Here is a 15,368-nt window from a genome sequence, read left to right as displayed (position 1 = left end):
ATATGTCCGTTTTAGTAGATAGGAATACAAAAGTTATATGCCAAGGGTTCACTGGTGCCCATGGTACATTTCATTCAGAACAAGCTATTGCTTATGGAACAAATATGGTAGGTGGAGTAACACCTGGAAAAGGTGGCACATCTCATTTAAATCTCCCAGTTTTTAATACTGTAAAGCAAGCAAAGTTAGATACAGGTGCAAATGCTACTGTTATTTATGTTCCAGCACCCTATGCAGCTGATGCAATATTAGAAGCAATTGAAGCTGGTATAGAGCTCATCATTTGTATCACAGAAGGTATTCCTATTTTAGATATGGTACAAGTAAAACGTGCTTTATTAAGTTCAAACAGCATATTAATAGGACCTAACTGTCCTGGCATTATTACTCCAGAAGAATGTAAAATTGGTATTATGCCTGGATACATACATAAACGTGGTCATATAGGTGTAATATCACGTTCCGGTACACTTACATACGAAGCAGTAGCACAAACTACAGAAGTTGGATTAGGGCAGTCAACATGTATTGGTATAGGTGGAGATCCTATACATGGTATGTCTTTCACAGATTGCATAAAACTATTTATAAACGATCCAGATACACACGGTATTATCATGATTGGAGAAATTGGAGGATCAGAAGAAGAAGAAGCTGCAGAATTTATAAAACTATCAGGAACTGATAAGCCTGTAGTTGGATTCATTGCTGGAAAAACTGCACCTCCAGGAAAGCGTATGGGTCATGCTGGAGCAATTTCTTCAGGTACTTCAGGCAGTGCTGAAAGTAAAATAGAAGCTATGAAAAACGCTGGTATTGTTATTGCTGAAACACCAGCAGTTATTGGAAAAACAATGTTGGAAGCTATGAATAATAAATATAAAAACTAGTCCTGTCCTTACAAGGTATTTTGTAATAGCTTTTTGAAGCGTGTAAGTTTCTATATTAATTTTCTGAGTAATGTTTTATTTTGCATAATGTTTTTACATTATTTCAAAATTATGCTAGTACTTACACTATTACGGAATAACAAACATAATGTTGTGACATTTTAAGGTTATCAATTAGATATTCGCAGTAAAATTTATTTTATCAGATGGATAGTATTACCATTATTGTTTTAAAATTATTGTCATTGTAAGATAAAAAGATATTGTTTAGTTATAGAGATTTATTTCATTATCAATAACCATATTCAACATTCTGCAACAAGTGTAATATAAAAAATATTATCGTATTTGACAGATCAAACTCACACAAATCAAGTCATGCTAACCATCAACATAAGACTTTGTATCATATAAATAGAGCATAGTCATTACTACACTAATCACATATAAGTTCTAATAATACTTCTACATGTCATGACTTATCACTCACAAACTCAAAATTTTTTTACATGATACAAAAACACTTCTTATAGCTATCAATTCACAGCTATTAATACTAGAGTTATATTACTCTAAATCAGTTTTTTAATCACTGACCGTTCAAACTTTCTATAAACCAATTACGTAAAAATATTACTACTTCTTCATGTATTACATTCTTTTCATAAATTTATAATTTGCTATACACTCACAATGTACTCTATATTAATAAAATTTCAGTCTATAACTCCATAATCATTCAAAGTTGACTAAACAGAATAATTTACATAATACTCTATCAAAGTATTTAATTATACGTAACTAGCTTTTCAACACTTATAACAAATCCAGATTTTATTATAATTCCACTTTACATTCAAATAGATAAATCATTTTAGAACTATAGACTTAGAAAAAGAGTATACAAACTTTTCTATGAAAATTTATATTATATGCAAAATACTAACTAACCTATTGTAAAATATAACATACTATTTCCTGCATGCATACTACAAGTAAGTTTAATAATAACTATTATTCTTACATTTACAGCGTAGAATATCATAAGTCTTTATTTCTAGCATATATTTGCAATACAGATTTCTATATATCAAATGATCTATATTGAAAAAAACTACAATACTTCTTTAAAAATAAACGTGAAGTCATACAGTTTGTACTCACATGTGCGAAAAATCTCATACTTTATTTAGTCATAAATTTAAGCCAATTGAGCATTACCTACATATTATTTAGTGAATTACACACAATAAAATCTTACTACTATACAGAATATCTTTCAACAAGATTACAACAAAATACAAGCCATATAAAACTATACAGAATCACACTTTATTCAAAAATTAAGTGAATTAAATACTATCTACATATTGCTTACTGTTTTACATATAGTAAGTTTTCTATTATCATTTGAGACTTACTAACACTAAAAAATCTTACCTTACCATAACACAATATGAAGTCACACAAAAACTCTACTACATATGGTATACAAAATTCCACTTTGTCAGCTACAAATTCAAGCTAATTAAAATATATTTTCACTCAGTATTTACTACAATGTACTCTATTATTTAATACTTAATCTAAATAACTCTTTTAAAAAATTACAGCCTACTTTACCAAAATATAATATGATATTACAGTTTGCACCACATACATCAACAAAATTTCACTTTATTAGCCTAAATTCAAGATCATAAAATATATTTATACTGCTTACTGTAAATGTATCCCATCACCATCAAGATTTAATATAAACTACTCATATATACAAATTTTACCATTTATAAATTTAAGACAATTAAACACTATCTATATGTTATCTAATATCTCACAAACAATAAAATCTTTGCTGATATATTTTTCAAAAATATTATCATATAAAGCTATATAGTTTATAGCACATATGATACACAAAGCATTATCATCTATTAACTGGAACTCTAGTTAAATATGGTGTTCAGCTTACATATACTAAAACTCTCTACCACAATTAACATTTCAGACTCAATAACTTTTAAAAAATCATAAGCTTACATAAAAAAAAGAACATATGATACCTACATGTACAATAGACATAATACTCTTAACAATTAAATTTTAATTCATTGAATACTGCTTGTACCTTTATTTATATTATCCAATGCTTTGCATAAATCAATATAGATATTTTATTGTGTCACACAAATCTTCTTGCAAAAGCATATATACTACCATACTCAATATTCCGAAGATAAAAGAAAAAACTAAAATCTATTTTTATAAAAAAATGCACTAAAGCATGATCACTAATTTCTCAAAACATTAATCAACTTATTTTTTACATGAAATATGACATCTACTTCTTTAATATACTCTCCACTAATTTGAGCTAATTGATTATTACCTCCACCCTTGCTCTTTATAACTTCACCTATTATTTCCACAAAATCTGTAGCTTTAATTTTACTATGTAAATTGCTTGCAACACCTATAACATACATAACATTACGACCTACAACATTAGAAAAGAACATTATCATATCATTAACAAGGTGCTCATTAATAAATTTTCTTACAACATCAATTGGCACAGAATTTAAACTGCTATACAAGAAATCAATACTTCCTATTTTGTCAGTAGCGATACCCTGCAAATTAATCACACTAAAATAAGCATCTGATAATTTCTGCTTTAGCTCTTGATTATTTCTATTAAGTTTATCTATTTGTATCAATATATTGTCTATAGGAGACTTAACACTCTCAGCAATCAAATGTAACATTTTCTCTTGCTCTCTAAAATAGTCAATAGCATGCTGACCTGTAACTGCTTCTATTCTACGCACTCCACAAGCGACACTAGCTTCTGATACTATCTTGAAGCATCCTATTTCACCAGTATATCTAACATGAGTACCACAACATAACTCTTTTGAATCTCCTATGTTAATTACTCTTACTCCATGATCTTCATATTTTTCAGTAAATAGTGCAACAGCTCCATCAGCAATTGCTTCTTTTAAGTCACATATATGAGTAACAACAGGACTATTATTACGTATTAAAGAAAACATCTTATCTTCAATTAAAGTTAACTGTTCTTTTGTCAATGCAACACCATAACTAAAATCAAACCTTAACTTATCATCACTTACTAATGATCCCTTTTGTATAATACTACGATCTATTACTGATTTTAAAACATAATGTAACAAATGTGTTGCTGAATGATTAGCACATAAATTTTTTCTTTTTTCACAATTAACTTCCGCACAAATTATATCACCAACAATCAAGGATCCTGTTTTGATAACACACTCATGAATATAAAGTGTATCAAGTACTTTCTTCGTATCCAACACTTCAACAACATCATCACAACTTAATAGCTCTTTTCCTTGTCTTACAATGACATTGAATACACCAGTATCACCCTTTTGTCCTCCGGACTCAGCATAAAATGGTGTTATATCTAACAATACATTAACTCTATCTCCAACATTAGCTACTTCAGTACTCTTATCCCCTTCATAAATGATTGATAGAACTTTAGCCCTGGTACTATATTGCTCATATCCAACAAATTTCGTACCACCATAATGCTCTTTAATATCTACCCATAACTTACCTTTTAATTGCTGAACAGATTTTATAGAATGATTAAGCTTGGACCTCTCTTTTTGCTTGTCCATTTGATCATAAAAGCCTTGTTCATCAAACTTTATTCCTTTCTCTTTTATAATATCTAAAGTAATATCAACCGGAAACCCATAAGTATCATACAATTTAAAAGCAATATCACCAGGCAAGACACCACCTGAAGATAAACCTACTAACTCTTTCTCAAGCAATGGCAATGCCTTAACTAAAGTATCTTTAAAATTTTCTTCCTCTATTTTCAAAATTGATATTATTAAATCCTTAGCATTAATTAATTCTGGATAATAGTCTGCCATATATGCATAACTTTTTTCATCAATTAAGCTAGGAAAAATTTGGTACATTAATGCTCCATCATATTTTAACATGTATACATAACGAGCTGCTCTTCTAATTATACGACGTAAAATATAATCTCTACCTTCATTACCTGGTGTTAGTCCTTCTGCTATTAAAAACGCTGCTGAACGCACATGGTCTGCAATAACTCTATGAGCAAGTTCATTATTAGTATTACCTGATTGCTTCTTTGATACCTTTATTAAATCCTTAAACAAATTTATATCATAATTATCATGCACACCTTGCATCACAGCTGAAATTCTTTCAAGTCCCATACCAGTATCTATGCATTTTTTTGGCAGCGCACATAATTCACCATCTGATTTTCTATTATATTGCATAAATACCAAGTTCCAGATCTCTGTAAACCTTGCACCATCCTCCTCTGGAGTACCTGGTAATCCACCCTCTATATCTTCTCCATAATCATAGAAAATCTCTGAACAAGGACCACACGGTCCTGTACTCCCCATACTCCAGAAATTATCATTAGTTTTTATCTTGATTATTCTATTCTCAGAAAACCCACTAATTTTCTTCCATAAATCAAATGTTTCTTGATCCTCATGATAAACTGTAAAATAAAGCTTGTCCTTATTTAAAGCAAGTTCTTTAGTTACAAAACTCCATGCTAACTCTACTGCAAATTCCTTAAAGTAATCACCAAAACTAAAGTTACCAAGCATTTCAAAAAAAGTATGATGTCTATTTGTATATCCAACATTTTCTAAATCATTATGTTTACCACCTACCCTCAAGCATTTTTGACTTGATACAGCAGTACCTACATTTGCATTACTAGCATCAGTAAATACATGTTTAAATTGTACCATACCAGCATTAGTAAACAACAAAGATGGATCATCTTTTACTATTAATGGAGAAGATGGAAAAAGCTGATGACCATTCTTTATAAAAAAATCTACAAATAATTTCCTAATATCCCCAACTAAGTTGCTTTCTTTCATAATTTTATTCATTGTAAAATATAAGTTACATAACAAAAGTATACATTTGATATTACAAAGCACTATAAAAGTGATAAAATAAATCCACTTATATAATAAAGGTAAAATTCCTAAATTACATAAGTAAAAAACTTGTGAACTTTATTTATAAAAATATGATACTCACTACAATATTATTGTCCATTACATTATTAATAGGGAACTACCATAAAATAAAACTTAACTTTGAAGACAAATTTAACATTATTACCTGTCTCAATATAACCTATCCATTCTTTGTATGCTATTCATTCTACACAGAACACATTAATACAGTCTCTATCATTATCACATTTATAGTATTAGTTTTAGTATTAATAGCAATATACATAGACAAAGAATTCATACTACTTAAATGTATCATGTTTTCTTCAGTAGGATTACTATCGCTTGTTGTAATATGCATAGTATTATGTTTAACATATGAATCAGCCCTATTTTTCAGTAAAATACCACTTACTGACTTCTTATTCGGAACTAACTGGCAACCAGATCCAGAAATCATAGATGGGAAACCAGTAGGGTCATTTGGAATATTACCATTATTAAGCGGCACATTACTGATAGTAATTGTTGCAATAACTATAGCTGTACCATTAGGGTTATTCTCTGCAATTTATATCAGTGAATATGCAAGTAAAAAAATAAGATATATAACAAACACAATTCTTGAAATACTAGCAGGAATTCCCACAGTAGTATATGGATACTTTGCTGTAGTATTTTTATCTCCATCAATCAGAAGCTTAGCAAAATATTATCATCTTAATACACAATCAGAAAATGCATTAGTAGCAGGACTAGTAATAGGAATAATGATCCTTCCATTTATTACCTCTATGATAGAAAATGCCATACACTCTGTTCCTAAAAACCTACGATATGGATCAATGGCACTTGGTGCATCAAGATCAGATACTATTTGGAATATTATAATTCCATATGCATTACCAAACATTATCAGTTCAATCATATTATCAATTTCAAGAGTAATTGGAGAAACAATGATTGTATTAATGGCAGCAGGTATAACAGCACATTTAAGCTTCAATCCGCTACATGCTGTAACAACAATCACAGTACAAATTGCAACAATTTTAACAGGAGATCAAAATTTTAATAGTATTCAAACTTCATCTGCGTACGCCTTAGGACTTACACTATTCATAATAACATGGCTTCTTAACTTAATTGCATTATGTATTACAAAAAAAGCAACAAGGTCCATTAAAATCCATTAGTTTTATATGTTAAACTATACACTAAATTATCTTAATACAAATCTTAATGCTATACCATTAATAGGCATAGAATTAGAATTTTATTTTGACAATGTGGAGCCAAATGATATCAGTTTACTAATTACTAATATCAAGAAAAAAATATTTCACTTTAACTGCAATATAATAAAAGAACAAGACAACTTACAATACGAAATACAAACATCAACAACTACCAATATTTTAAATCTCATTCTTGAAATTAACCTGATCAAAGAAGTTTTAGAAGATAGTATAAATCATTTCGGAGGAAGTATAAACTTTGCTGCAAAACCATACTTAGATAAACCAGGCAGCGCATTTCACATTCATATAAATCTACTTGATGCCAATCATAATAACTTATTTTACAATCAAAATAACAAAATGAGTAACTATCTATTATACAGCATAGGAGGACTATGCTCTCTAATGAAAAAACATATGATTTTCTTTGCTCCAAATAATAATTCTTATTTAAGATACATACACGCCGACATAGATACACCAACAACTATAAGCTGGGGAGGGAATAACAGAAGCACTTCTATTCGTATACCAAGTACTAGTACAGATCCAACAAAATGCAGAATAGAACACCGAGTACCTGGAGCAGACTGTAACTATAAACAAGCTATCACATCAATTTTACAAGGAATAATTTATGGTATAGAAAACAAAATACAACCACCGCCAAAAACTTACGGAATCTCTTCAGATATACAATACAACCTTGAAAAACTCCCATTAAGCTTAAACGAAGCAATAAAATACAATATCACAGATTAAATATGTATATTTATCTCTTTTTTTGATATTAAATGTTACATTAATACTACTTCACAAAAAAGATCCCCTCCTGTAAAGTAATGTAACTCTATCTCTTACAACTAAAACATTACCTAAACACAACATCCATTGCTTCAATAAATGCAAAGTAAGACAATAAACTATTGTTACAAAAATAATCTAAAAATCTAATCAAAAGATAAAATGAGTAAAACAATACTAATCTGTATGAAAAAAAACACCAATTTACATACAACAACTTTCTTACTTAACACACTTCAATTCATATATACACAATAAGCATTAAAGTGAAAAACCTTGATCAAAACATAGAGCTTTACGCTTTATAAATACCAACAAATAACATTCATTTATCTAACATAACTGGTCCATAAATGAACAATTAATTATCTCTAAATCTAACAAAGGAAAAAAGTTTGTATAATTATTGCACACTGTATTCAACACAAAAAATATTAACTGACATATAACATCTTCTGCTTTAATACTCACTTAACAAACAACAAAACTTCCTTTGTGAAGTTGTATAATGCTATAATAAAAACACCAAATTAGAAATAACATTATCCTATTAAATATTTAAGTCATCAAAATACAATGAAATTATCATTACTAAAATGATCTAAACCTTTGTAGCACACATATTAAGATTATACTTAATTATAAAAAGCAAGTTTTACTTATTAACTGATACCCTAACACTAGCTACCCATCATTTTACTATACTACTGGATATTAAACTGCATACCATCATAACCAACTATTATATTATCTTTAGAATGACTTTTTATATAATCAATTAAAGAATAATACTCAAGATCATGACTCATATGAGTTAGGATAGCAACTTCTGGCCTTAACTCTTTTACCCAATCTAAACATAAATCTACATGAGCATGTCCAAAACTTGCATCATATTTTAAACATCCTATTATTAATACTTTCTTCTTATATAAAAATTTCCAAGATTCTTCTGGAAAAGATTTAACATCAGTACAATACGCCATCACATTATTAAATATAAATCCATTAGAACTGTTAACACCATGTATTTGCTTTATAGCTAATATATGAAAATCTTTAACAACAAATTCTTTATAGTAATATATTACATTAGCCTTCAAATAACTGCACTTTTTCGAAACAGAAGCATGTCCGCTAGGAATAAAAAAATATGAATTACTAGCAGTCAACAAACATAAAGTAGTTATATCACTGTATATAGGTATATTGTTTACATCATGTTTAGGTAAAAATTGCTGCAGATCGGCAATACCATCACAATGATCTGCATGAAAATGAGTATATAATACCGCATCAACAGATGATAAGTTATTTTGTAGTGCTTGAAATCTTAAGTCAGGTGTAGTATCAACAAGTAGCTGTACATCAGCACTCTCAACAAGTATAGATGATCTCATGCGCTTATTATACTTCAAGCTTGAACTACAGGTATCACATCTACAGCCTACCACTGGTACACCGCTAGATGACCCACATCCAAGAATAGTTACTTTCATAAAAAACAAATGTACTTATCAGTGATCAATACCACTAGTAATTTCATTAGTCAAGCATATAAATTACATATAAAGTACACCAAAAAGATAATATAAAATTAACCACAACATACCTACGATAGTTTACGTAAAATACTATAAAAGCAGTAAAAACATTATGATATTAAGTACACAAGATAATATTAAACCTTCACTAACACTTCACAAATAACTTATCCTACAAATTATTCATTACTTTTATACTGCTACACATATGTTAACTAATCTTATTTCATATTCTGATTTTGGGCATATATGGAATGTAATTTCATAATATCTTCATCTCGAAAAAATATACTCTTTATTTTACTAATGTTAATATTCCTTCTTTTCAATTCTGCAGCACGTGTTACTTGCAATGCATTTTGTTCATTCACTTCTTCATTTTCTGGAATTAAACTATCTTGCATTACATAATAAAAGTTACACAATTCAAATAACATACGCTCAATTTTGTAAGTATCAACATTCAAATTATTGGTAATTACCCTTACTAAATACTCAGACATCACTTTTAATTCATCCTGCGGTATATAACACAACATCATACCTGAAGCATCTTTTTCCATTAACTTACAATTATTATTCCTCAATCCAAAAACTGTATATTGAATTTTATCATTAGAAAAATCCATCTCACAAGCATAACTTGTACAATGATTCAATGCGTATACAAGACCAAGACAATCATGTGTATTAGCTTCACATCCAACATTCAACATTAAGTATAAAACTATCGCTGATAATATTACACTAACTCTCATCAATAAACCTACCAACTATACTATATAAATCAAATGAAATACGACCACTTATAGTAGCCACAGTTTCACCTTTCAATGCAGAATGTAATACTTCGTTTGTAATATCAGTCTTTTTTTCAATATTAAAATTAACAACTTTAACATATCCAGAAACATCATGACGTACTGCGTTAAGGAATAAAAATACATATTCATCACTAATAGATGAAAAATTAATATCAACACGGCTCTTAATTACGTCTATATACTGTTTATTATACAAATGATTAACTATTTTAGGACTGGAGATGTTTATTTGAGAATTAAACAAATAATATTTCTTACATAAATTAGTTATCAACTTACCTAAATTTTCTTCATAAAAAGTATTAGTACTATATATATTTGATGTAGATATTTCTTGCCATAAAATTCCACTATCATTTAGCATTGCTTCATGTTTATGAACATCCATAATCTCAAAATTCAACTTTTGAATTTCATCAGCAATGTGCAAATTATGCCATAATATATAAGCATTAGATTTATATAAGTAATGTAATGTTATAGATAAGGTAATTAACAACAAAACACATATCGATATCTTAATTATGCAATATCTCTTCAACATATTATTACACATTACTTTGCCAGTTTGACTACAATAATTTTTTCATTATCTGCAACATTAGGTAAAGTATCTATTACCTCTGTTTTATAATCTTTAAATTCCTCCATTATTCTATCTTTCAAGCCGTTAAAATAATATGAAAATTGCTTTTCCTCAACAAACTTCAATAACAGTTTTACTGCAATACCATGACCACGTGCATTACATGACAAGTAATTAACATTAAACCCTTTTAAATCCACTTTTCGTAATCGCAAAATCAAATCTAACGAGAAAAAATCATCTGCTAAAAGAAGCTTATATACATCTACTGTTTCATACATTTCATTAACTTGTTTTAATGTAGTATCTTGACTAATTTTCTCAACTTTAGACACCAATTCTTCTTTACGAAGCAGTAAATCAATTTTTTCATCATAATTATCATTTATACTGAACATGTAAGTGATATTAAGTAGAGACAGCAATGCAATAAAACATAACAAACAAGGTAAAACATACTTATTAAAAAATAAAATCTTATAGAATAAACTAGTATCTTTAGTATGAAAAACCTTGAGCGGAGTTTTTTCTGTAATAGCACATAATACTACAGTATCACAAAACTCACTTACAACACTTGAAGATTGTTTTAATGCTAAAATTTTCGATAATTCATATGGAGTTAGAATACTGCTATCCATATTTTTAAAATCAAATGATAACAAACTAGTTTTTATATTACTAGAAGTTATAATATACAAATTAATAATTGATTCTTTACTATAACCAAATTTCGCAAGATACAAAACTGTATTAGATATTTCTTGATAAATTTTACCTGCAATAATACTTGGTAATGTTTCATCTGAAGTTATAATAACATTACTTACATGTATTATCTTACCTTGATATAAAACAATTTTCCTAAAATCATTTGTCTTAGTATAAGCAATCAGTATAACCCATCCTTCATTATCTTTACCATAAAATTTTAATAACCTATCACAAAGATATGACAATTCTGTAGGTAATAACAATATACCACAAAAATTACCTAAATTACTAACAATCACTTCCAATAATTTCTTCGTTAGATTGTTCAGCTGACTTTTTACAACCATATAATGACAACTCTTATTCGAATCATTAGGCTTTGTTAATAAAAATGCATCACTTATATCATAATCACCCATGACATCATTAAGATTCATTTTTACTAAAGACTTAGCAACAACTCTATTATATGTAGGCATTACATGTTCAGTATAAATCTGTTCAGAATGATTTAATACAAGATATATTGAAGATGTTTTATATTCAATTATACATGATACTACTTTTGACAAATCTACATCTTGTTTGTTTTCAATAAAATATTTATCCCGTACTTCGCTATTTACAATATTAAGAACTACAGCTCCGTTATCTCCTACAGATATAACGATTCTATTTTTAGACATTTTAGAAAAAAATGACATTACTTCTACACAAAATTCATAGTATTAACATTAGATTTAATAATTCATATAAATAAAGAATCATCTCTCTACTATTAATAGTAATAAATAAAGATATCTTAATAAAAAAAATGAGAAAAAAATATAACTAGATCTTTGAATTAATAATATTTTTACATGCCATAACAATAAAGTACAATTTAACTAATCTTATTAATCATGCTATGTAAATAAAATAATTTATTTATAATCACCACTATATCATTTAGTACAACTTAAATGTCAATAATATTAATTCAAGTGTCTCACAATCTACTCATATAACTACATTATCAACTAAGCACATAAAAAGGCATAATAGAACCAAAACACTAGAAACATTACTACATATCATTTATTAAGTACTAATGCTCTTTTATATTCAAACAAAAACACTTATACTATCAACTAATACTACTTGCATATGCTGCTCTATTAGATATTATTACACCTGAAATCTCTCGTAAATCATGTAATTCAAGTACTGGTAATACTCTAGGATTAGCACTTCTACATCTCGTTCTCCTACCATTACCAAGACACCTTATAACACCTCGTTTTAATCTATCATAGCCACCCTTACTGAAAAATAAAACCATAACTATAAAAAATACAGCACACACTACACCAATTAATAAACCATTTTTACTATTATCCATTCTTACATTACTTTCATCTGTTCCATTATTTGTCAAATAATAATCTGACATGCTTACATTATTCGTAAGATTCAATCTATTTGCTAAAACATAATCAGTAGGTGTAAAATCACTATGAAATGTATGTTCTTTTATAGAAGTTTTAATACCAGGCTTAAGAGTACTACGCTTTACATTATATTTCACTTTTTTATGCAATGAACCATATTTAACATCTGAAACATTGCTTCTATTATCAACAATTTTTGATTTCTTTTTATTTGTTATAGGATGCGCTGTAACATCAGTAATACTTGAGACAACATCGTTGCGGTCTATTGATAATGAATTGACAGTATCTGTTACATAATATCTTACAACACTTTGAGAAGTACTAAAACCAATACTAGATACTGTATCAGAACTTAAATGTTTCACATCTTCAGTAGTGCTACTACCCTGAATTTCAGCTTGTATTGCACTAGATGTAGAAGCACCTTTTTCTCTCTCTAAAGCATAACTTTTAGGAGCTATTGATTGAATTGCACTAGACATTGTAGAAAACTTATCTCTAGTACTTACAGATTCCATAGTACTATCAGAGTTATATGATAATGAGTTAGCAGTAGCAGACTTTATACCAACTTCAGTAATGCTACTTTTTGAAATTATTGATTGCACAGTACTAGATGCTTCAGAAGGATAATCTACAGCCATCACAGGTTTTTCAGTATTACTAAGCATATATACAGAAGTTACAGGCTCTACAGACATTTTTGTAGATTCACTTCTAGAAATTACTGATCGAGTTGTTTCATACATAGATGCATTAACAGAACTAAGACTTTGTTCAGTAGTAAAAATATCTCCAGACAGAATTGATCTAACATTAAAATACACATTCTCTACACTATTGCACAATTTCTTAGCAGCTACAGTAGTAACATTAATATACTTATCACTTGGAAATGATATATTTCCAGTAATAACATTTGCAAAATTAGCAACGTTTGTAATTTCACGACGCGAGAATTGCATTATATTAATATGTGTAACATTTCCATTTCTTAACTGCAATTCTGGTATCTCATACCTGACTATATAAGATGAACTCACAGTAGTCATCACTATGTTACTATCAACATGTACTACATATAAAGATGTAACACGGTCTGCAACACGCATAAAATCATATATAGTAACCTGCTTACCTTGTTTATTACTAACTATTACCAATTGAGTATCATCACCAAACTTACTATTAGACACTACACCAACATAAGCTAAATAAGTACTCTTACCATTACTGATAGCATTAATTACATCAATTCCACCGACAGGAATATTATACTTATCGATATCTCTTAAATTACATTCATAACGATAGTTTATAATACACTTCCTTGCACCAAAATTTAAAGTATAGTCAACTGAGATTTCATATATATTAGAAAAAAAATTATAATCTTGAGACAGATATTTCCCAACATAAAGTAATTTCAGGTGCCCTTTAACCTCTGACACCATAATTAATTTATCACTATATTTACCATACCCTATATAACCAGAATATTTAAATAAATATCTATTATTAAATTGACCCTCACTAGCAGCAGGCTTAATAATTGCAAATCTACCATCACGATATCGCAGATTCCACATTACATATAATCTATCTGGAGATCTTCCCCTATCATCGTTATCCACCCTTGCAATAACCATAATGGTATCTGGACGATTCTGATACAGTACAACAGGATATTTAACTTCTTCTCTTAGTGAACGTATAGAACTACTTAAATTTATCTTATCGAAGTCAAGTAATGCTATAGTAGGTAAATAATTTATTTTATAAATTTTCAATAATAAACTCTTTCTTATCTTATATTGTTTAAGTTCATTCACAGAAACCGCTACAATCAAAAAGTCATTATCCACACCTTTTACAAATAACATTCTCGGTAAATAATTTTTCACTGTATGATCTAGTATAGGTACATCATTAACTTTTACAGCATAATTGGAATTATCATGATGAACTTCACATATTAGATCATTCGCTACCAAACCACGCTTCACATAATATAAGGAAAATATAGTACTATTTTGCTGAATCAAATCTACACTATATGCGTTCAAAAAACTATCCATTCTTAGTAACCGTATTTATACATTGATGCTTTATTTATAGTAACCATTTCTGATCTTATTAAAATTTTCATAAATTAAACTAAGGGAATTAATAATTCTTAATAATATTATAAATATTTAACAAATCAATAATTCTAGTTAATTTTTTATTAATATATTAAAAATTACTCTCTATCCATAAATACAAATTTGCAATCTTTCAAAATGTTACACTT

Annotated in this window: 9 protein-coding genes; 3 read left to right on the top strand and 6 right to left on the bottom strand. The window is 28.4% G+C overall.

Going from position 1 to position 15,368, the window contains the following annotated elements:
- The first annotated feature begins 2 nt into the window (after positions 1-2).
- On the top strand, positions 3-890 hold the full coding sequence (sucD, locus tag ECAJ_RS00775) for a succinate--CoA ligase subunit alpha (protein WP_011304276.1): 888 nt from the start codon (positions 3-5) through the stop codon (positions 888-890).
- A 2,291-nt stretch (positions 891-3,181) separates the two neighbouring features.
- On the opposite strand, the gene alaS is transcribed toward sucD, so the two are convergent.
- The gene (gene alaS, locus ECAJ_RS00770; RefSeq protein WP_044262106.1) at positions 3,182-5,845 is read right to left on the bottom strand and encodes an alanine--tRNA ligase; all 2,664 of its coding nucleotides are present in this window, start codon (positions 5,843-5,845) and stop codon (positions 3,182-3,184) included.
- A 155-nt stretch (positions 5,846-6,000) separates the two neighbouring features.
- Between alaS and pstC the strand changes: the two genes are divergently transcribed.
- Both pstC and ECAJ_RS00760 read left to right on the top strand, forming a co-directional pair.
- Positions 6,001-7,125, top strand: a complete 1,125-nt coding sequence (pstC, locus tag ECAJ_RS00765; protein WP_011304274.1) for a phosphate ABC transporter permease subunit PstC — start codon at positions 6,001-6,003, stop codon at positions 7,123-7,125.
- Between the two features lie 6 nt (positions 7,126-7,131).
- On the top strand, positions 7,132-7,932 hold the full coding sequence (locus ECAJ_RS00760; protein WP_011304273.1) for a glutamine synthetase: 801 nt from the start codon (positions 7,132-7,134) through the stop codon (positions 7,930-7,932).
- Between the two features lie 746 nt (positions 7,933-8,678).
- On the opposite strand, the gene ECAJ_RS00755 is transcribed toward ECAJ_RS00760, so the two are convergent.
- The 5 genes from ECAJ_RS00755 to ECAJ_RS00735 form a co-directional block, all read right to left on the bottom strand.
- A complete protein-coding gene (locus ECAJ_RS00755) occupies positions 8,679-9,473 on the bottom strand; it encodes an MBL fold metallo-hydrolase (protein ID WP_011304272.1) in 795 nt (264 codons plus the stop codon).
- A gap of 266 nt (positions 9,474-9,739) precedes the next feature.
- A complete protein-coding gene (locus ECAJ_RS00750) occupies positions 9,740-10,276 on the bottom strand; it encodes a hypothetical protein (protein ID WP_011304271.1) in 537 nt (178 codons plus the stop codon).
- Entirely contained in the window at positions 10,266-10,886 is a 621-nt protein-coding gene (locus tag ECAJ_RS00745; RefSeq protein WP_231243058.1) for a hypothetical protein, read from the bottom strand. The genes ECAJ_RS00750 and ECAJ_RS00745 overlap by 11 nt, the downstream gene beginning before the upstream one ends.
- Before the next feature lie 11 nt (positions 10,887-10,897).
- Positions 10,898-12,346: a hypothetical protein gene (locus tag ECAJ_RS00740; protein WP_011304269.1), complete on the bottom strand. Its 1,449-nt coding sequence runs from the start codon at positions 12,344-12,346 to the stop codon at positions 10,898-10,900.
- Between the two features lie 422 nt (positions 12,347-12,768).
- On the bottom strand, positions 12,769-15,153 hold the full coding sequence (locus ECAJ_RS00735; protein ID WP_011304268.1) for a hypothetical protein: 2,385 nt from the start codon (positions 15,151-15,153) through the stop codon (positions 12,769-12,771).
- Positions 15,154-15,368 lie beyond the last annotated feature (215 nt).

The organism is Ehrlichia canis str. Jake (assembly GCF_000012565.1).
Classification (GTDB): Bacteria; Pseudomonadota; Alphaproteobacteria; order Rickettsiales; family Anaplasmataceae; genus Ehrlichia; species Ehrlichia canis.
This window is presented reverse-complemented; position numbering and strand designations above follow the sequence as displayed.

Bases quoted from the DNA above. Each gene is read 5' to 3' on its own strand.
- alaS (WP_044262106.1), bottom strand. From the start codon at position 5,845: ATGAAAGAAAGCAACTTAGTTGGGGATATTAGGAAATTATTTGTAGAT.
- ECAJ_RS00755 (WP_011304272.1), bottom strand. From the start codon at position 9,473: ATGAAAGTAACTATTCTTGGATGTGGGTCATCTAGCGGTGTACCAGTG.
- ECAJ_RS00745 (WP_231243058.1), bottom strand. From the start codon at position 10,886: ATGTTGAAGAGATATTGCATAATTAAGATATCGATATGTGTTTTGTTG.
- sucD (WP_011304276.1), top strand. From the start codon at position 3: ATGTCCGTTTTAGTAGATAGGAATACAAAAGTTATATGCCAAGGGTTC.
- pstC (WP_011304274.1), top strand. From the start codon at position 6,001: ATGATACTCACTACAATATTATTGTCCATTACATTATTAATAGGGAAC.
- ECAJ_RS00750 (WP_011304271.1), bottom strand. From the start codon at position 10,276: ATGAGAGTTAGTGTAATATTATCAGCGATAGTTTTATACTTAATGTTG.
- ECAJ_RS00740 (WP_011304269.1), bottom strand. From the start codon at position 12,346: ATGTCATTTTTTTCTAAAATGTCTAAAAATAGAATCGTTATATCTGTA.
- ECAJ_RS00760 (WP_011304273.1), top strand. From the start codon at position 7,132: ATGTTAAACTATACACTAAATTATCTTAATACAAATCTTAATGCTATA.
- ECAJ_RS00735 (WP_011304268.1), bottom strand. From the start codon at position 15,153: ATGGATAGTTTTTTGAACGCATATAGTGTAGATTTGATTCAGCAAAAT.